The 19,550-nt window shown below is 38.2% G+C and carries 20 protein-coding genes; 9 read left to right on the top strand and 11 right to left on the bottom strand.

Going from position 1 to position 19,550, the window contains the following annotated elements; translation table 11 throughout:
- Nucleotides 1-608, top strand: a 608-nt coding sequence (gene uspE, locus SKA34_RS23640; protein ID WP_006645651.1) for a universal stress protein UspE, incomplete at its 5' end; no start/stop codon positions are given.
- A gap of 44 nt (nucleotides 609-652) precedes the next feature.
- Here uspE and SKA34_RS11245 read toward each other — a convergent pair.
- The gene (locus tag SKA34_RS11245; RefSeq protein ID WP_232284269.1) at nucleotides 653-985 is read right to left on the bottom strand and encodes a hypothetical protein; all 333 of its coding nucleotides are present in this window, start codon (nucleotides 983-985) and stop codon (nucleotides 653-655) included.
- A 133-nt stretch (nucleotides 986-1,118) separates the two neighbouring features.
- On the opposite strand from SKA34_RS11245, the gene SKA34_RS11250 reads away from it, so the two are divergent.
- Both SKA34_RS11250 and SKA34_RS11255 read left to right on the top strand, forming a co-directional pair.
- The gene (locus tag SKA34_RS11250) at nucleotides 1,119-2,849 is read left to right on the top strand and encodes a trypsin-like serine protease (protein WP_006645653.1); all 1,731 of its coding nucleotides are present in this window, start codon (nucleotides 1,119-1,121) and stop codon (nucleotides 2,847-2,849) included.
- A 3-nt stretch (nucleotides 2,850-2,852) separates the two neighbouring features.
- On the top strand, nucleotides 2,853-3,611 hold the full coding sequence (locus tag SKA34_RS11255; RefSeq protein ID WP_006645654.1) for a hypothetical protein: 759 nt from the start codon (nucleotides 2,853-2,855) through the stop codon (nucleotides 3,609-3,611).
- Nucleotides 3,612-3,673: 62 nt separating this feature from the next.
- Here SKA34_RS11255 and ttcA read toward each other — a convergent pair whose 3' ends face one another.
- Both ttcA and SKA34_RS11265 read right to left on the bottom strand, forming a co-directional pair.
- Nucleotides 3,674-4,567, bottom strand: coding sequence for a tRNA 2-thiocytidine(32) synthetase TtcA (gene ttcA, locus SKA34_RS11260; RefSeq protein ID WP_006645655.1), 894 nt, complete (start codon nucleotides 4,565-4,567; stop codon nucleotides 3,674-3,676).
- Between the two features lie 196 nt (nucleotides 4,568-4,763).
- Complete coding sequence (locus SKA34_RS11265) at nucleotides 4,764-5,939, bottom strand: D-alanyl-D-alanine carboxypeptidase family protein (protein WP_006645656.1); 1,176 nt, start codon at nucleotides 5,937-5,939, stop codon at nucleotides 4,764-4,766.
- Nucleotides 5,940-6,297: 358 nt separating this feature from the next.
- Here SKA34_RS11265 and SKA34_RS11270 point away from each other — a divergent pair, with 358 nt between their 5' ends.
- Both SKA34_RS11270 and SKA34_RS11275 read left to right on the top strand, forming a co-directional pair.
- The gene (locus SKA34_RS11270; protein WP_006645657.1) at nucleotides 6,298-7,782 is read left to right on the top strand and encodes a carboxypeptidase M32; all 1,485 of its coding nucleotides are present in this window, start codon (nucleotides 6,298-6,300) and stop codon (nucleotides 7,780-7,782) included.
- A 163-nt stretch (nucleotides 7,783-7,945) separates the two neighbouring features.
- The gene (locus SKA34_RS11275) at nucleotides 7,946-8,617 is read left to right on the top strand and encodes a flavin reductase family protein (protein ID WP_006645658.1); all 672 of its coding nucleotides are present in this window, start codon (nucleotides 7,946-7,948) and stop codon (nucleotides 8,615-8,617) included.
- Nucleotides 8,618-8,683: 66 nt separating this feature from the next.
- On the opposite strand, the gene SKA34_RS11280 is transcribed toward SKA34_RS11275, so the two are convergent.
- Entirely contained in the window at nucleotides 8,684-9,478 is a 795-nt protein-coding gene (locus SKA34_RS11280) for a Cof-type HAD-IIB family hydrolase (RefSeq protein ID WP_006645659.1), read from the bottom strand.
- A gap of 260 nt (nucleotides 9,479-9,738) precedes the next feature.
- Here SKA34_RS11280 and SKA34_RS11285 point away from each other — a divergent pair, with 260 nt between their 5' ends.
- Nucleotides 9,739-9,984 carry a hypothetical protein gene (locus SKA34_RS11285; RefSeq protein ID WP_005367818.1) on the top strand — a complete coding sequence of 82 codons (246 nt, stop codon included), beginning with the start codon at nucleotides 9,739-9,741 and terminating at the stop codon, nucleotides 9,982-9,984.
- Between the two features lie 36 nt (nucleotides 9,985-10,020).
- On the opposite strand, the gene SKA34_RS11290 is transcribed toward SKA34_RS11285, so the two are convergent.
- Nucleotides 10,021-10,947 carry a LysR substrate-binding domain-containing protein gene (locus SKA34_RS11290; protein ID WP_006645660.1) on the bottom strand — a complete coding sequence of 309 codons (927 nt, stop codon included), beginning with the start codon at nucleotides 10,945-10,947 and terminating at the stop codon, nucleotides 10,021-10,023.
- Nucleotides 10,948-11,139: 192 nt separating this feature from the next.
- Between SKA34_RS11290 and SKA34_RS11295 the strand changes: the two genes are divergently transcribed.
- Complete coding sequence (locus SKA34_RS11295; protein ID WP_039860293.1) at nucleotides 11,140-12,342, top strand: MFS transporter; 1,203 nt, start codon at nucleotides 11,140-11,142, stop codon at nucleotides 12,340-12,342.
- Between the two features lie 197 nt (nucleotides 12,343-12,539).
- On the opposite strand, the gene SKA34_RS11300 is transcribed toward SKA34_RS11295, so the two are convergent.
- The 3 genes from SKA34_RS11300 to SKA34_RS11310 are packed head-to-tail and all read right to left on the bottom strand — an operon-like array spanning nucleotide 12,540 to nucleotide 14,817.
- Complete coding sequence (locus tag SKA34_RS11300) at nucleotides 12,540-14,087, bottom strand: IS66 family transposase (RefSeq protein WP_006644249.1); 1,548 nt, start codon at nucleotides 14,085-14,087, stop codon at nucleotides 12,540-12,542.
- Nucleotides 14,088-14,146: 59 nt separating this feature from the next.
- Nucleotides 14,147-14,500: an IS66 family insertion sequence element accessory protein TnpB gene (tnpB, locus tag SKA34_RS11305; RefSeq protein WP_006643801.1), complete on the bottom strand. Its 354-nt coding sequence runs from the start codon at nucleotides 14,498-14,500 to the stop codon at nucleotides 14,147-14,149.
- Nucleotides 14,497-14,817, bottom strand: coding sequence for a hypothetical protein (locus tag SKA34_RS11310; RefSeq protein WP_004998436.1), 321 nt, complete (start codon nucleotides 14,815-14,817; stop codon nucleotides 14,497-14,499). Before SKA34_RS11310 ends, tnpB begins: the two co-directional genes overlap by 4 nt.
- A 56-nt stretch (nucleotides 14,818-14,873) precedes the next feature.
- Here SKA34_RS11310 and SKA34_RS11315 point away from each other — a divergent pair, with 56 nt between their 5' ends.
- A complete protein-coding gene (locus SKA34_RS11315) occupies nucleotides 14,874-15,092 on the top strand; it encodes a response regulator (RefSeq protein ID WP_006645662.1) in 219 nt (72 codons plus the stop codon).
- A 199-nt stretch (nucleotides 15,093-15,291) separates the two neighbouring features.
- Here SKA34_RS11315 and SKA34_RS11320 read toward each other — a convergent pair whose 3' ends face one another.
- The 3 genes from SKA34_RS11320 to SKA34_RS11330 form a co-directional block, all read right to left on the bottom strand.
- Nucleotides 15,292-15,729, bottom strand: coding sequence for a DUF4174 domain-containing protein (locus SKA34_RS11320; RefSeq protein ID WP_006645663.1), 438 nt, complete (start codon nucleotides 15,727-15,729; stop codon nucleotides 15,292-15,294).
- Nucleotides 15,730-15,875: 146 nt separating this feature from the next.
- Nucleotides 15,876-17,105: a peptidase T gene (gene pepT / locus SKA34_RS11325; protein ID WP_006645664.1), complete on the bottom strand. Its 1,230-nt coding sequence runs from the start codon at nucleotides 17,103-17,105 to the stop codon at nucleotides 15,876-15,878.
- 253 nt (nucleotides 17,106-17,358) lie between these two features.
- Nucleotides 17,359-18,189, bottom strand: coding sequence for a hypothetical protein (locus SKA34_RS11330; RefSeq protein ID WP_006645665.1), 831 nt, complete (start codon nucleotides 18,187-18,189; stop codon nucleotides 17,359-17,361).
- Nucleotides 18,190-18,632: 443 nt separating this feature from the next.
- On the opposite strand from SKA34_RS11330, the gene potA reads away from it, so the two are divergent.
- The coding region (gene potA / locus SKA34_RS11335) for a spermidine/putrescine ABC transporter ATP-binding protein PotA (RefSeq protein ID WP_039860297.1) at nucleotides 18,633-19,550 on the top strand (918 nt) is incomplete at its 3' end.

Below are 19,550 nucleotides of genomic sequence, written 5' to 3' on the forward strand. Positions count from 1 at the left end.
TACTCGTCAAAGCCACTCATGAACATGATCGCCTAGGCTCTGTGATTTTCACACCAACAGATTGGCATCTACTTCGTAAGTGCCCTATTCCCGTACTTTTAGTCAAAGGTAATAACTGGCCTGAACAAGGTAAAGTATTAGGTTGCGTCAATATCTCTACCGATGATGAAACTCACGATAAGCTTAACGATAAAATCGTCAAAGAATCATTAGCGTTTGCTTCTATTGCTAATGCCGAAGTTAATTTAGTTAATGCCTACCCTGCAACACCGGTAAATATTACGATTGAATTACCAGAGTTTGATCCTGCGAGTTATACCGACGCTGTACGTGGACATCACCTAACAACGATGAAAGCACTCCGTCAAAAATATGGAATTAGTGAAGAACAAACCCATGTGCTTGAAGGTTTACCTGAAGATATTATTCCTCAAGTTTCTGAAGATATAAAAGCAGAACTAGTCATATTAGGAACAACAGGTCGTACTGGATTATCAGCCGTCTTTATAGGGAATACCGCCGAAAATACGATTGATAGTTTAAATTGTGATTTATTAGCTTTAAAACCTGATGGGTATGTCAGTCCATTAGCACCCAACATCGATTAAGTAAGAAAGGCCTCAATTGAGGCCTTTCTCTTATAGAGTACTTTTTATTTCTTCTCAGATTCTTGTAGCGTTAGCCATTTTGCGAATTTGGTAAGATACCACTCATTGGCTTTTTCTTTACAATATGCTCGACTTAACTTACGACGACTCCATTCAGAAGCAATAGCTGCTCGTGTTTGATTTGAAGCCCGCTCTTTTAAATAAATGCTGCATAATTGAGCATTTGTCATATTCTGCGCATAGCCATTAACTTGCCCACCACCGAGCCCTAGCTCTTGTGCTTGATGAGAGCTACAACCAACCATGAATACAAAGCCCGTTGCGATTAAAATACTGCGTAACATGAATGTCTCTATCGTCGAAATATTTCCAGTCATGTTATCAGCTTCAAAACACAAAGAATATTGTTAAGCTTGTATTGTGCCGCTGACAATGTCTTATTTTTGATAAAAATGCCTCGCTGTTAATAATCTACTCTTTAAGTTACACAGTTTTAGGCTGGTTAACGTCATGAATAGTTATCATTTTTTTAGTCGTTATACATGCTGTCTTACCCTGTTATTTTCAATTTCAGCCTATTCATTAGGTATTAACGATAGTAAATACATTGAATTAGGAGGAAGTTTAGATCCAAGTATCGTTAATAATGTTAGTAGCGTATTAGAAACAAATACGAATGTTGAACAATTCCGCTCTGTCGGGTTATTAATTGGTAGCGGATATTGCTCAGGTACATGGCTCGGGAGTGATGGATCTCATAGCTATGTATTAACAGCTGCGCACTGTTTATCAGGTTCTGATTCAACCGAATATTCAGGTCAATATGTCTCGTTTAAACAACAAGATGGGACGGTTATTGCTGCAGGTATTTCAACTAACTACTTTCGTACCTTTACTGGTTGCAGTAATGACATCGCAGTCGCAAAAATTCCGAAAGTCTCCGATCCTTTAGATGTAAATGGTGACGTCATTAAGCAGCCGTTTGTCGATAATAATTTAAATACTGATTTACTACTTAACCCTACTACCTTCACTGGATTTGGTATCTTTGGTTCACGTTCATTAGGTCAACTTGCTAACATCGGTAAGCGACATGGTGAAGGTCACATTCGTTATTATTACCAAGACTGCTTAATTAATCAGGCCGTTGAGAATACAGACTCATGGGCATTTGCTAGCCCTGGTGATAGTGGCTCTGCCATTTGGCAACAACGAAATGAACACCCTGTTGCTGTTGGTATTTCGTCATGGTGGTATGGCTGGCAATATGGATATTCAGGTCACGTCCCTATTGCTTTACATATTGATTGGTTAAAAGGCGTTGTTCCTATATTGAAAACCATAGATGACATTGAAGATGAACCGCCAATTAAAGAACCAACATGGTTATTAACCCAAGAAGGACCATTAGAAACCGACCCTCTAGAACAAGATGTAAGAGGCTCTGTTTATTATGTTAAGGGCGACAACGTTGTTTCTGGGCCAACTCGTTTTATTTGGCGTTATCCACGAAATATTACAAAATTTTCCGTTGTATTAACCCAAAATGAAAATAATACAGTGCATGAAGTCTGGTTGCGAGGTCAACGTAAAACCCACTGCGGCTGGGGACATATTAATAACAGTGCATGGTGCTACCCTGCACCGAATTTAGGTCAACTCAAACTAGAATTTATTCAAGCAGATAACCCTAAATTGCCCTTAGGTACTTACAGTGGTGACTTTAGTTTAATGGTGAAAAGTCTATATAACCGTACTTATTCTGATGAGGTAAACGTAGCAACAAATATCGCTATTACTTCTGTACTGCCAAGTGACGGAATCGTTACTGACTCAACACCTTATGTGTCTCCTCGTTATGAAAAAGGTGTTTACGGCACTGTATATTATCTGTCAGAACATAAAATGAGTCGTAATCGTGTGGTTTGGCGTCGCTATAACCGTGGTTACAGTCGTTTGAAAGTAGATGTGACGAATACTGAAACTGGAGAACAACAAACTATTATGCTGCGCGGAGAACGCTATATGGGTTGTGGGTGGACAATAATGAACAATGCCGCTTATTGCCGTTATATGCGCCCTGTCTATGGCGAGTTACGTGTGAGCTTTATCGCTGATGATAATAAAGAGTTACCTATTGGTGGATACAGTGGATCTTTATCCGTTAACGTGAAGGGCTTACATAAACGAAATTTCACTAAAGATTTAAACCTTGATATTAAATTAAATATTACCGAGTAATGTATGAAAAGAGTGATCCAATATACTGGTTTAGCTCTGATTATTGTATTGCTCTGTGTATTTCTGTTTAAGCCTGACAAAGCAGCCAACGAAATACAAATACCTGAAATACTAAAAGAGACATCACATGCAATAGATGAGAAAAAATTGGCAGAAAAACTTGATGAGGTTGCTGAAGTACCAAAAGATTTCAAAACACTGAGCATTGAAGAAGAAATAACGATTGATGATCCTTCTTATGTTGCTGAAGAGGATCTTGAGGGCAACCCACAACTTCATCGTTATGGTCATCAAATAGCAGCAACAATTGATACACCTATTAATCTATTAACAGGCGAAGATCTCTGGCTTTACCGCCCCAACTTACTAGACAAAGTGAAACAAGAGCAAGGCATATCATTGCTACCGATTGAAAGCATTGTGGAAATGAATGATGAATTGCTCAGCGATTTAGCTATCGGTGATAGCTTAGTTTTCACCATGCCAGATGGTGTTGAACAACAAATAATAGTCTCAAAGATAAAAAAAATAAGTGACAAGGTAACATCATGGGATCTTCAAAACACACAACGCAAGGATATAGGGAAAATTACACAGATAAGTAATTTAACAGAAGGTTCGTTTATTACAGACAGTAAAGACGAATACCATTTAAGAACCGTGAATAATAAAGGATGGATAACCAGTAAAAGTCAGTTGATGAGTAACAATGATAATGCAGTAAAAAGAAACAGTGAGGCGTTTTCTGAGCTTCTTGAATAAGGGCTAAATTCTTTGTCGTATTTGGCAAAGTTTATTAGCCCATTATTTTAACAAGGTAGTGACTAAACGTTAGTCACATCAATAAACAGAGACTCATCAATGTTTGTTGAAGAAACCGTCGCTTCAGTAAAGGCATACTCTGCCTTCTCACCTTCACGATCTAATGGCAAGTTAACAAAATCAAATAGATTCTTATCCGCTAACTGGCTTGGGCTAATGTTTTGAATAGATTTAAAGATAGCATCTACTCTACCCGGTGTTTTCTTATCCCAATCAATTAACATCGCTTTAATACTTTGACGTTGTAGATTTTCTTGAGAGCCACACAGGTTACAAGGAATAATTGGGAACGCTTTATGTTCTGCGTACTTAATTAAATCTTTTTCACGGCAGTAACTTAATGGACGAATAACAACGTTACGACCATCATCTGAACGTAACTTAGGTGGCATTGCCTTTAAACGAGAGCCGTGGAACATGTTTAAGAACATGGTTTCAACGATATCATCTAAGTGGTGCCCTAGTGCAATCTTAGTTGCACCAATTTTATCAGCAAAAGAGTACAGCGTACCACGGCGTAAACGAGAGCAAAGACCACAAGTTGTTTTGCCTTCTTCCACTTTCTCTCTCACTACAGAGTAAGTGTCTTTATCTACAATATAGTATGGGATATTTAAGCTAGAAAAGTACTCTGGTAGAATATGCTCAGGGAAACCTGGTTGCTTTTGATCTAAGTTAACTGCAACAACGTCAAAATTGATCGGTGCTGCTTTTTTCAGATTCAATAAGATATCCAGCATCGCAAATGAGTCCTTGCCGCCACTGATACATGCCATTACAACATCATTTTCTTCAATCATGTTGTAGTCAATAATGGCGTTACCGACATTACGACGAAGACGTTTTTGCAGCTTATTAAATTCAAGTACTTCTTTACGATTATCTGTCTGATTCATTACTACTTCTCTCACTATCGGTAATCCCGACAGTAGAATTGCTGGATAAGAATTTATAGGGCGTGGATTATACGGATTTTAGGCTCAACAGGAAATAGTAATCTGCGGAAAAGCGTAGTTAGATAAATAGAGACAAAAAAGCTCGGACAGAGCCGAGCTTTTAGTATACGAATCTTTAACGTTAAGAGTGATTAAATTAACTAAATAATCCAGCAAAGAACTTCTTAACATGATCAACAAGGCGGCTGAAAATACTACCTTCTTCAACTGAATTTAGTGCTACAAGTGGTTGAGACGCCACTTCTTTACCATCAACCGAGTAAAGTACCTTGCCAACTACATCACCTTTCGTGATAGGAGCATCAAGTTCACCGTTAAGCTCTACACTTGCTGTCAGCTTCTTAGTGTCATTTCGTGACAGCGTCACATAACTTGAGCTATCAACACCTAACTCAACGTTTTCTTTGTTACCAAACCATACGCGCTCAGATAAGATTTTATCGCCAGCTTTATGCGGTACGACTGTTTCAAAGAATCGGAAACCATAATTTAATAAAGCTTTACTTTCACTTTCACGGGTTTTGGTACTTTTTGTTCCCATCACAACCGCAATTAAACGCATGTCACCTTCAGTTGCAGAGCTTGTTAAACTATATCCTGCACCGCTTGTGTAGCCGGTTTTCATGCCATCAACATTCATACTTTTATCATACAACAAACCATTTCGGTTACGTTGAGTAATATTGTTATATGTAAATGATTTCTCACTATATAGCGGATAAATTGATGGTAAATCGCGAATTAACGCTTGGCCTAATAATGCAATATCATAAGGTGTTGTATAAAGATCGCTGTGATCCAAACCATGAGGATTAGCAAAGTGTGTAGAATTCATTCCTAGCTTTTTAGCCCATGAATTCATTAACCCCACAAATGCTTGCTCAGATCCTGCTACGTGTTCAGCCAGTGCAACACTTGCATCATTACCTGATTGAATAATCAAACCACGGAACAAGTCCATCAGTGGTACTTCACTGCCCACTTCAATAAACATTTTTGAAGAATCAGGGAAATTACGTGCCCAAGCATTACGGCTAATAACGACAATATCATCTTTACTAATATTGCCTTGTTTTATTTCCTGACCCGCAACATAGCTAGTCATTAATTTCGTTAAGCTTGCAGGGTTTAATTTTTCGTTAGCATTCTTCTCAACTAATACTTGGCCAGTATTGTAGTCCATCAATACATAACCCTTTGCACTTAATGTCGGTGCATCAGGAATAACAGAAGGTGCTGCTAATGATGAAAACGACACAGTACAAAGCGCAGTTACACCAACGAGAGAAAAAAGCGGTGATGTCTTTTTCATTTGAGGTAAAATCCCTTAAAAATACGATAGAACAATCTAATATAACTATTTACAACATCATCAGTTTGCAAAATAGTTTAAATAGGTATATTGATTGACGTTCATTATAGCGTTTGCAATATGAAAAACTTCCTTTTGTAACACTGTTTTACTATTTGCAGACCATCTTTACATTTATAGCGTTAATAAAAAAAAATATAAACGTTTAATACTGCATCTATTGCGTTTTTTTATTATTGCTCACGTTGTTATAATTTTTTCCATTTCTTAATTAACCCTTCTTATTTTTTACTGGATATTCAACAGGTAATACATAAGATAGATTTGTTTATTAACAGCCAAATATTAGGACAAATAAATGAGCTATTATCAAAAATTAGAACAGCATGCTCGTAAGTTATCGCGTCTAGACCATCTAAGCGCAATATGTGGTTGGGATCAATCAGCAATGATGCCAAGTGGCGGGGCTGAAGCTCGCTCTGAAGCAATGGCTGAACTTGCCGTTATTGCACATGAATTATCAACCGCGGATTATCTTGCTGATTGGTTTGAAGAAGCAGAAAAAGAGCAACTATCTGATGCTGAACTTATCAGCCTTGCTGCATTAAAGCGTCAATGGATGATGCATAACATTTTACCTGCCGAGCTAGTGGAGCAAAAATCCTTATTAGGCTCACAATGTGAGCATGCTTGGCGTACCCAACGTGAAGAAAACGACTGGGAAGGATTTAAACAAAACTTAGCTCCTGTTGTGAAACTTGCACGCCAAGAAGCGGCTATTCGCTCTAAAGCAACAGGATTAAGTCTGTACGATGCCCTGCTCGATCTTTACGAACCAGGAATGACATCTGAAATTCTTGACGGTATTTTTGCTGATGTAAAATCGTGGTTGCCGCAGCTTATTCAAGATGTGCAAAAAAAGCAGAAGAATGAAGCCATATTGCCTTTAACCGGAACATTCCCGATTGCTGAGCAAAGTGCCCTTAGCCTAGATGTCATGAAGTTATTAAACTTCGATTTTAATCATGGGCGGTTAGATATCAGTACTCACCCATTCTGTGGTGGTGTATCAACTGATGTACGTATTACAACGCGTTATGATGAAACTGATTTTACATCGGCGTTAATGGGCGTTATTCATGAAACAGGTCATGCACGTTATGAGCAAGGTTTACCGCATCAATGGCGAGATCTGCCAGTAGGCCAAGCTCGTTCAATGGGGATTCATGAAAGTCAGTCGCTGTTTTTTGAAATGCAGCTTTCACGCAATATTGATTTTGCGAAAAAACTGGCGCCATTAGCACAGAAAACATTTAGCCGTGAAACCGATAGTGCGCTGACGGCTGAAAACCTCAACATTATTAATAATCGCGTTAAACCGGGTTTTATTCGTGTTGATGCTGACGAAGTGACTTACCCTGCCCACGTAATTCTGCGTTATGAGATTGAACGCGATCTTATTGAAGGCAATATCGAAGTTGATGATATTCCAGAAATTTGGGATAAAAAGATGCAAGCTTATCTTGGTATTGATACGAAAGATAACTTTAAAGACGGCTGTATGCAGGATATTCATTGGACAGATGGTAGTTTTGGCTATTTCCCATCATATACGCTGGGTGCTATGTATGCCGCACAATTTATGGCTGCGATGAAGAAAGTAGTAGATATTGAAGCTACAATCACATCAGGTGATTTGTCACCTATTTTTACATGGCTTGAAACTAATATCTGGTCAAAAGGGTGTACGCTTTCAACGGATGAATTAGTTAAACAAGCGACGGGTGAGACATTAAACCCTTGCTTCTTTAAACTGCATTTAATGGCGCGTTATAACCAGTAATGTATTAAATCAGGTTAGATATTAGCCATAGTGTTTTTAGTAAAAAACATAATTCACTATGGCTTTATAACTCTTTTATTTCTTTATTATTCACATTATTAAAGTGATCCACACTCAGTTATTAGGCGTAATAAAATTTACGTTTAAAAACCTGAGGTAATATATGGATAATATTCGATTATCATCATGTGATATTCAAACAATGGAAAAACGCCAAAGAGTTCAATTAATAAACTCTTTGCCAGGTTTTAAAAGCGCTAACCTTATAGGAACTACAGATAAGGATGGAAATGAAAATGTAGCCATTGTTAGCTCAGTTATTCATCTTGGATCATCACCTGCATTATTAGGTTTTATATTACGCCCTGATACTGTTGAACGGCATACGTATACAAATATCCAGCAAACAGAACAATACACGATTAACGCTGTGTCTGAAGAATTCTACCAACGAGCCCATCAAACATCCGCTCGCTATCCTAAAGAAGTGTCAGAGTTTAGTGAAACGGGCCTCACACCTTTCTATGACAATCATTTTGATGCGCCATTTGTATTAGAGAGTCCTATAAAAATAGGCTTGAGACTAGTAGAGATTATACCGATCCCATCGAATGGTACGCATATGATCATTGGAGAAATTGAACGAGTGATTTTGCCTAAATACGCGCTACGAAAAGATGGATATATTAATATTGAAAGCCTAGACTTAATGACGCTTTCTGGACTCGATAACTACCACGTAACGCAAAGTGTCGGACGTTTAAGTTATGCAAAACCCGATAAACCTATCGTACCACTCGATATTGACGGCAACGCTTTTTATATTAAAGAGTAAAAAAAGAGCCTCAATGACTGTTAAATACAATATATTGAGGCTTATAACTTTAGATTAAGATGCTGATTATAATATTGTCTTCTTAATAACCATCATTACACCCTGTTCGTTATTACTCGGCGCTTCAAATCGAGCTAATTTTTTTATCTCAGGATGTGCATTTTCCATTGCATAGCTATGGTAAGTTTCTTTAAGCATTTCTACATCATTGAAAAAATCACCAAAGCTCATACTCTCTTCGAACGTAAAACCGAATTCTTTTTGTAAGTGCTTTATTGCGGCGCCTTTTGACGCTGTTTTATGCATTAAATCAAGCCAAATCTTTGCACTAACAACAACTTGGTGAGTTTCACCAAACACTGGCGCTAAAACAGGGTAAATATGTTCTTCTGTACCATTGAAGTTTAATACTGCTATTTTGATAAATTCATCATCGACAGAAAACAAATCATCAACCAACTTTAAGTTATGATAATACTTACGAATTTCATTAAGTGCTCGTTCGCTGGTGGCTTCTGTATAAGCTGAGTTTTTACCGCACAACACGATGTCACAATCGGGCACTTGCTGAACAGATTTTAAAATGGTGTGGATTTCATCGGTAGGTATAGTAGAACTGTAAATCTCTTTTCCTTTATACATCACCAAAGTGCCGTTTTCGGCAATAAACACCATCTCATCTTTTACTGATTCAAATGTATCAACAAGGCTTTGATATTGGCGACCTGAGGCTGCAGAGAATAAGATGTTTTTTTGTTGAAGCTGTTGAAATACGTCATAGAAATCTGAAGGTAACTGCTTATTATCACAAAGAAGCGTGCCATCCATGTCGGTAGCAATAAATTTGATAGATGCTGTCATTAGGGTTACCACTTAATTATTATTACTGCCATCTTACCTGTTTATTGCGCATTTATGAGTGATTAAAACAAAGTATTTCATAAAATTAACATCATTCATTTTGCTGTAAACCTGCCACAAAATTGTTTCAGACAGTTCATATCACACTATGCATTAATAATTGGTTACATTCACTATAATTATTGTACATAGATCACGGTTTAGTGAACTGATTTTCTATATTGTTCTGACATAACTGACTATAAAATAAAGGATAAAGTATGGCTTACCAAGCTAAAGATCTTAACTACCGTGGTGAAAACTGTGGTGTACACAATTGGATCACAGATGGCGGTCAATCTTTTTACTGGCATCCAGACTGGCTTCATATTGCTGAAGAAGAAACTGGTTTATACGGCAAACAGAAAATTGAAGTAGAGCAAGGTGGTGAGGTAACAAAAGGTCACGCTGTTCATACTATTTTGAAAAAGCTAAATGAAATACTTAAAGGTACAGATCACGAGTGATCAATACGCTTTTTATGGTTCCAAGCTAAGGCGCAGCTATTTATTCTGCACCTTAGTTTGAATAATCTTTTTAATTTTTTCTGATAACCATACCTGCTTCGGATGAAGTTGATTACGCTTTAAACCTATCATTTCGACATCAAAATCAGGAATATCGATTGGTGGCTCACATAAAGTCAGTTGATCGTCAATCAAATCAGAACGCCCGACCATTTCAGCCATTACTGCGAGCATTTTTCTACCTGATAACATACGTCGAATTGTTAAAAATCTTGTTGTTCCTAAAACAACATTTCGCTCTACCCCATAACCAGCTAAGGTTTCATCTACTTTTGTAGTTAAGCATTCATTTGCCGTAACGATGACTTGCGGTATTTGTAAATATGCCTCTAACGATATCGGTAGTTGAGTTTCTAATTTAGAATTGTCAAAGGTACAAAGGTGCTTTTCACGATACAAGAAGGTTGACACTACACTTTCGGGTAATGAGTTAAATACCCCAATGCAAAGGTCGGTATTGCGCTCTTCGAGCAAATGAACCCCATTTTCATTATCCACAGGCTTAAATAATATTTTAGCTTTCGGTGAAACCTGCTGTAGATAATCGAAAATATCGGGTCCGAAAATTTGCTCAGCATAATCATTTAGACCAACAATAAACATGCCATCAAAGTTTATGGGCTCGAACTTAGATACCGGCAAAATATCTTGACGAATAATAGACAGAATGGAATCAATTTTAGGCGCTATTTCATTCGCTCTTTTAGTGGCAATCATGGTATTACCCGCCCTTTCAAATAAAGGATCATCAAGTAACTCTCGTAATCGTTTTAGATTATAGCTCGTTGCAGGTTGTCCTAAATTCATATACTTAGAAGCAGCAGAAACACTTTTAAATTGAAACAATGCATCAAAGGTCAAAAGCAGATTTAAGTCTATACCACGCCAATTTATCTTATTCATTTATCCTAACCAGTCACTTACCAAGGTTATCAATATTACTAATATAGCTTATTAAAATGTTCAATTTTATTGATGCCTATTATGTACCTAAAATAAAAGAATAACGAATTATCAAAATAACCATCATCCACTTATTGGTTGTTATATGAATTATTTTTGATGCGATGTGGCTAAACCTTATACGGACCCCTTATGCAAGCAAGCAGTCAGAACACTTCAATGTGGCGCAATACAAACTATGTAAAGTTACTATCAGCTCAGGTCATTTCATTAAGTGGAACAGGGATAAGCTCTATTTGTTTAGCACTGCTCGCCTATAATTTAGCGGGTGAAAATGCAGCAATGGTTTTGAGCATTTCTTTCGCCATAAAAATGTTGGCTTACATTGGCTTAGCTCCTATTTTTGGCGTCATTATTCATCGCTTGCCTAAGCAAAAGACCTTAATTACACTCGATATTATCCGCGCAGTGATGTTTATCTCATTACCCTTTGTGACACAAATATGGCAGGTCTATGTACTCATGTTTGTTATAAATGCGTGCTCAGCAGGTTTTACACCATTATTTCAATCGACGCTGCCTACTATTTTGCCTATTAAGCATCAATACACAACAGCATTGTCTATTAGCAGAATAGCTTATGATTTAGAGCAGTTATTAAGCCCACTTCTTACCGCTCTTTTCTTACTTGTTGTTTCGTTTAAGTCTTTATTTATATTTGATGCGGTAACATTCATTGTTTCTGCCGCATTAATCTTGACGTGTAAACTTCCACAAGTCGTAAGCGATCGTTCTGACACGGTTAGCATTTCATCAGTAGTAGGAAACATTAAGAATTATTTAAACCACCCCTCTCTTAAATCATTGTGGTTTGCTTACCTATCAGCAGCGAGTGCATCAGCGATGGTTTTAGTTAATACCGTGGTTTATGTGCATAACATTCTGAACGGTAATGAGGCACAAACTGCAATAGCGATGATGATTGTGGGTTTAGGCTCAATGATAATTGCATTTATGTTACCCAAGCTACTGGATAAATATCGACCACAGCGTTTTCATTGGCTTGGCATGTTGACGTTAATATTTGGTTTTGCACTCGGCTCGTTCACACCGAGTTGGATTGGCTATACTTTAGTCTGCTTCGCTATGGGAGTGGGTATGTCTTGTATTCAAACATCTGCAGGATTATTAATTACTGAATCTTGCTCTGACAATGACAGCGGTCCTTTTTTTGCTGCGCATTTTTCACTGACCCATTTTTGGTGGTTATTAACATACTTAATTGCAGGATTTAGTGTAACGACATGGGGCTTATCTATAGGGTATTTAACAATGGGAAGTCTGTGTTTAATGAGTTTAATTAGTTACTTATATATCTCTATATATAAGAAATAATCTGATAAATTTAAAAGTTATCATTTAGATCGTATATCTGTTCCTAAACATGCACAAGGTTGTATTGAGCATTAGCTTTCGAGTGTTCACTAGAAGCTAAAATTAATGATGCTAAATTTGCCCCATTAGGAAATCTTAATGATAAAACGGTCCTAGTTGTTGAGTAAACGCCCCATGAACCCACGGGGCGATATTTGTTAGTGTTTGAGGTTCCAAGGTAGGAGTGCATCGATATCGGGCTCAGCTTTCGCGAGCTCTTTCATGCACTTGACCATGTAGTCGTAGAGGATAAGGCCGTTGGCTTTCGCAGTCTCGACGATGCTGTAAAGCATCGCACTCGCATCAGCACCATTTGGCGTGTTCGAGAACAACCAGTTCTTTCTGCCAATGACCAGCGGTTTAATTGCGCGTTCAGCGCGGTTATTGTCTATCGATAAGTGACCGTCATCGATATAGCGGATCACCTTCGGCCATTGGCCGAGCGTGTATTTTATCGCTTTACCCAGCGGGCTAGACGCTATCACTTGTTGAGATGTCATCCACTCGTACAACTCGTCCAGTATCGGTTTGCTATGCAGTTGACGTTCTGCTTTTCGTGTTTCGACAGTCGCACCTTTTAAGCGCGATTCTATCCCATAGAGCTTCTGGATTTTGGCCAGCGCTTTATCTGCTTTGCCTGACTTACCTTTACCTTGAAGCTTCTTAGCCTCCATGAACTTTCGCCGTGCATGTGCCATGCAGCCAACATTGGTGACGTGATAAAGACCATCATAGGCACCATAGCCATCGGTTTGTAGATAACCACTGTAATCCCCCAAGAAGGCAACAGGGCATGCCCTCGCGCGACTGTTTTGATAGTCGTACAAGGCAATATTCTTCACATTGGGGAGTGCGGCTTCTGGCGAGTCTGCGCCCGAGCAGTAGAGCCACATGTAACACTGTTTTTCTTCCTTGAGAACATTGAGTGGCGTTTCATCCGCCTGGACCACCACTTGTTGAAGTAGGTGCTCTTTTAGAGCGGCATAGAGTGGTTTGAACTTCTCACTAACTTGGATAACCCATCTGGCCATAGTGGTTCGTGATAGCTCGATTCCCGACTGGGTAAACAGCGACTCTTGGCGGTAAAGTGGCATCGCGTACTGGTATTTGCCAAGAATGATGTTGGCAAGCAAGCTTTCTGTGGCAAAGCTCTTCGGGATAATGCTTTGCGGTGCTGGCTTTTGAACGATGTGATTGCTGTCTTCAGTTTGCTCGCACTGGCGGCAAGCATATTTAGGGCGAACATATTCCAGCACTTTGAGTACGGCTGGCGAAAACTCCAGCTTTTCACTGCTGTCTTCACCGATTTTATGCAGGTCATGATTGCAGCATGCACACTGCTTTTCATGGTCGTCTAAATCAAGTTCGATAACTTCACGAGGTAAGGTCTTTGGAAGAGGCTTACGCTTACCGCGTTTCTTCGTTGTGGTTGTGGTGGTCGTCGTAACCTCAACCTCTTCTTCCTTAGCGGCTTCACATTCCGCTTCGTTGAAGAGGTCACCTTGAGATTCATCGTAGGGCTTTAACGCCTCCGAGCGTTTTGCGAACTGGCGGTCGAAAGCCAGTTTGAGTTGCTCAAGCAGAGATTGACGCTCTTGTTTCCACTGAGATTCGCTGTGTTTTTGCAACGCCAACAACTCTTTCACCATCGCTTGTAGCTCGGCAACATCTTGGCTTTCTGGGTTGATATTTGGCGTCTTTTTCATGGCATTTATTATACTAAAGTCATGCCGTTAACGCTTGGTGGATATAGCTTTATTATCGATTAAGTCATTGTAAAATCGTTTATTTGAACGGGTTTATGGCCGATAATCGTGAAGCCAGAAAGCAGTCTATCAAGCTCGCATTGAGTCAGGGTAAACACGTCATTTTTCTCTTTTGACGGCCATTTATACTTGGCTTTTTCAAGGCGTTTATACCAAAGTGCAAAGCCTGTTTTATCCCAGTACAACACTTTGATTTTGTCGCGCTGTTTATTGGTAAACAGGAATAGTGCGCCGCTTCCCAAGGGTAAATCGGTGTCACTTTCGATAATCGCCGCGAGGCCATTGATGGACTTTCTAAAATCGACACTCTCACGATACAGATAAATATCTGGTGCACTTAGCATATGTTTCATGACAAGGCTCCAATGAGTTCTGCCAGGTAGGCAGCGGGCGTGCCTTGAGGAATACTCAGCTCAACGTCGTTGACAAAAAGTGTCATATTCGCGGTAGGTATTTGCGTCATATGGTAACGTGTTGTCTGCTCTACAACGTTTGCTTTGACGAAGCCGTTAGTCTGTGGTGTTTGAAGGTGTGTTAACTGTTGGCGTTTGGCATGAAACGTGGAAAGACTTAATCCGTGATGTTCACAAAAAGCACGTTGAGTGAGTTGGCTGGATTCATAGCACTCAAACAAAGTCTGCCATTCTTGATTGGTACGTCGTGTTGCCATTTTAAATCTCCTTTGGATTGGAGATTTGATCTTATTCTTCGAGTAAAGTGATTAGAATGCGGTGTTTATGGCACGCTTACGTTGTTGACGATATACACGCTAATAGATTGCTAGTGAAAGCATATCTATCTAAAGAAGGGAGCACTGTTATACAAGCTGTATCAGGATATGAGGCAATAGAAAAATCCAAACAAAATGATATTTTTCTCATTTTTATGGATATTCATATGCCAGGAATAAATGGAATTGATACTGATAAAGTTAAACAGATATAAAAAATAGACGCTACTATGCCAATTATTGCAATATCAGGCGAACATGGAGAACATGGAGAACATGGAGAACAAATTGTCCTGACATTCATGAGATAATGGACGACTATATTGTAAAACCAATAGAGAAATCACTTTTGGTTTCGTTAACGTCTAAATGGCTGATAATTATTAAAGTGATGGAATGACATTTATATGTACTTTAAATCACACAACGGCTTTTTTTCTTTTCCATCTCTGCTTTTCTTAAGGGCATATCATCAACAAGCAACATCAATGAAGACCAATCTGGCTCCCCTGACCAACGATGCTTCTCTTTACCATCTTTGCCAATAAGAATGCCAACATGGTTACTTTCTTCCAAATTATAACTCTTGAGCATATCTTTAATTTGTTGTTGATTAAACAAGTTATTTGGAAGTTGGAAACCATTTCGGGTAACAACCATAAATTTTATATCGCGCTCATCTAATAAACATTTATTTTGGTTTAATTCATTTATAAAATTTTCAACTCTTTTATCTTTTAAGTCAGCAACATAGAAAATACTCCTATGACTATTAAACTGATTATATTCTGGGTAAGCTGAAGCGTTGAGGGTTAACAAACTACTAATAAACAACAAATTAATATATTTCATAGCATTATCCTAAGTAATTGCATTTTATACGCTATAAACTTAAGTTTAGATTGCTACTTTTTGTCAGGAAAAGCTTTTAATTTGGCTTTGCTCTAATATCTCATATTTAAAAGCCCTTTCAAAAAAGGGCTTTTATTACTTATTAATCAGCTATATTTTTCTGCTGTTTTCTCAACCAGCTTTATAATCACATTCACTGCTTTTTCCATCCCTTCGATAGTAATAAACTCATGAATGCCATGAAAGTTATAACCGCCAGTAAAAATATTCGGGCATGGTAAGCCTTTAAATGATAAACGCGCGTCATCAGTACCACCTCGAATCGGTTTGATCTCTGGCTGTACATCGCATTCAATCATCGCTGCTTTCGCTAGTTCAATAATATGTGGGTATGGCTCTACCATTTCACGCATATTGAAATATGAATCGGTTAACACCAACTCTACACGCCCTTTTTCAAGTTGTAGATTTAGTTCATCAACTTTCTGTTGAATAAACGCTTTACGTTGTTCCTGACCTTCACGACTAAAATCACGAATAATATAACCTAACTCTGTTTTAGCAACAGATGGCTTCATTGATTTTAAATGGTAGAAACCTTCATACCCTTCTGTAGTTTCTGGTGTTTCATTGCTCGGCATCATTAACTGAAACTGTGCAGCAATGTTCATTGAGTTCACCATCTTACCTTTCGCAGTTCCAGGGTGAACATTGGTTCCATGACAAATCAAATCAGCAGAGGTTGCATTAAAGTTTTCGAACTCTAATTCACCTATAGGACCACCATCTATGGTATAAGCCCATTGTGCATTGAATTTTTCAACATCAAAGAGATTAGCCCCACGTCCGATTTCCTCATCAGGTGTAAAGCCAATACAAATATCACCGTGTTTAATTTCTGGATGTGCAACAAGATAAGCAATGGCGGTCATAATTTCAGCAACACCGGCCTTATTATCAGCACCTAGCAATGTTGTACCATCTGTCGTGATAATATTGTGACCGTGTAACTTATTTAAATCGGGATATTGAATTGGAGATAGCACTTCATCACCAATGCCTAATGCAATATCACCACCTTGATAGTTTCCTACAATTTGTGGTTTAACATTTAGACCTGAAGCATCAGGTGCTGTATCCATGTGAGCAATAAAACCAATAGCTGGAATACCAGCAGAAACATTTGAAGGAAGGCGTGCCATTAAATAGCAATGTTCATCTAATGAAATATCAGATAACCCCAATTCTTCCATTTCAGATTTTAGTTGTTGTGCAAGGTTAAATTGCCCTGCAGTACTCGGACATGATGCAACATCACCATCAGATTGTGTTTCGATGCGAACATATCGTAAAAAACGTTCAAGTAACTTATCCATCATTAACCTTACATAGCTTATTTATTTGCGTAATAAAATTATGACGGATAAGTTAATCAATGTTTTTGAGATGTATCAGTTTTAATATGAATAAGCGAGCATTTACGTCACCTGTTCCTATTTAAGCTTTTAAAACTATTGAATCACGATTTTTATAGGTACTGTTTGTTATTTTATTAATCATATATAAAGTTATAGTGCATTAGAGATAATAAAAAAAGCTCCTAATTTAGGAGCTTTTTTTATTTAGGCTTTAGGCTTTAAAAACATCTTTATTTATCCTTTCAACCGTTGGTTTACCGCCACCTTTAGGTGGTTGATCATCATCACTTTTAGCCACTGAGGTGACTTGTAATGTTACGCCAAACATATTGCGGTAAATAATCCCTTTCACGTTAAAGAAGAAAGGTAATGTCCAAATCAAACCGATACCTGCAGTAGCAATTGAAATAAAGAACATCAACATGATCACAATATAGATTGCCGTCATTGGCATTACTTTACGGATCGTTGCCATGAAAGAGTATTGGATTGCTTTTATTGGTGATACTTTCTTTTCACACACTAATAAAATAGCCATGCTTAATGCCATTGTTAGGAACAAGCCAATTAATGGGAAAACACTGCTGCCCAATCCTTGAATTGAAGACAGCAGTAACATGGTAATTAATGAAACAAGGGTGAAAGAAAACCCTTTAATAATCTGGCTTGGTTTACTTGGTAAACCTACTGCATGGTTTAATGCCATTAAGCTAACACCCACATAAAGTGGCGCAATAAGCACATCAGACCAAAAGTTAGCCATAAAGCCCGCTTTTAGTATTTCTGGTGTAAAGCCCTGCCCTGTAACGAAAGCATCAAAAAATACCGTTGGGCTACCTAATTGAACTTCAAGTCCTAAAAGTAATAATGCAACTTGCGCAAGAAACAAACAAATGACCGCAGGTAAAAAACTAAAGATGTTTTTCCCGGTGATTTTCCATGCTTCAGCTAAAACGGTGACAGGTTGAAGTTCAACCTCCCCTTTCAATGCTTTTTCAATAGACCCACCAATGTGGAAGCTTCGATTAATTGGCTCTTTCATACTCATGTCAGTTATTGGTGTAATGGCGGCATTGTACGTCAGAGAAGATAAGACAAAAACATTTCTAAGATAAAAAATCAGTCGAACAGACTATTTTGTGTGTTTTTCATGCAAAAAACTCAAAAAAGCTGATATTAAAATCGTCTTTCACTTAAAGATCTACCATTAAGACTAAGCTGTAATAAGGATTTTTATTATAAGTAGAGTTTTTTGAATAATCATATTACCAACATCATAGTAAAAGATTGTTTATAAAATCGATAAAGTGACTGACACCATATAAGGGATTTCGCTACTTAACGATGAAAAATATTACATCTTTGCATTAAATTTAGTGAAAAAACGCTTTAATTTGAAAGACTACAGGTCTATTATGCGCCCTTTATTTTTAAGCCAAAATGTTGGGATTTAACCAAATAATCCCAGGTGGAGATAACGTAGAATTGAACGCTGAAAAAACATCTCAGAAACCTGTCATTCAGCTGAAGGGTCTTAGCAAAAGCTTTGACGGTAAGCAGATCATTTCAGGTTTGGACCTAAACGTAAACCATGGTGAGTTTCTAACCATTTTAGGTCCATCAGGCTGTGGTAAAACCACAGTACTTCGTCTAATTGCTGGATTTGAAACTGCAGATAATGGGCAGATCACCATTGATAGCAAAGATGTTACAGACATTCCTGCTGAACAACGCCTAGTAAATACGGTGTTTCAGAGTTACGCACTGTTCCCACATATGACAGTGTTTGAGAACGTCGCGTTTGGTTTACGCATGCAGAAAGTACCCGCGAGTGATATTGAACCGCGTGTAATGGAAGCATTGCGTATGGTGCAGCTTGAAAAGTTTGCCCCTCGTAAACCTCATCAACTGTCCGGTGGTCAGCAACAACGTGTTGCGATTGCTCGTGCCGTTGTAAATAAACCAAAAGTTCTTTTACTTGATGAATCACTGTCTGCACTTGATTACAAATTACGTAAACAGATGCAACTTGAGTTGAAACAACTACAACGTAAATTAGGCATTACCTTTATTTTCGTAACACACGATCAAGAAGAAGCCTTATCAATGTCTGATCGCATCATTGTTATGCGTGATGGTCACGTTGAGCAAGATGGTTCACCTCGTGAAATTTATGAAGAACCAACTAATTTATTTGTTGCTCACTTCATCGGTGAAATCAACGTGTTTGATGCAACAGTTAAAGAACGTTTAGACGAAAAACGTATCATGGCTGATGTTGAAGGTCGCCACTCATTGATCCACTGTGATTTAGATGTGAATGTTGGTGATAAGGTTAAAGTATTACTTCGACCTGAAGACATCCTTATCGAAGAGATCCATAACGGTGATGAAACAACCGGC

Origin of the sequence: Photobacterium sp. SKA34 (assembly GCF_000153325.1) — a bacterium.
In the GTDB taxonomy this organism is placed as follows: domain Bacteria; phylum Pseudomonadota; class Gammaproteobacteria; order Enterobacterales; family Vibrionaceae; genus Photobacterium.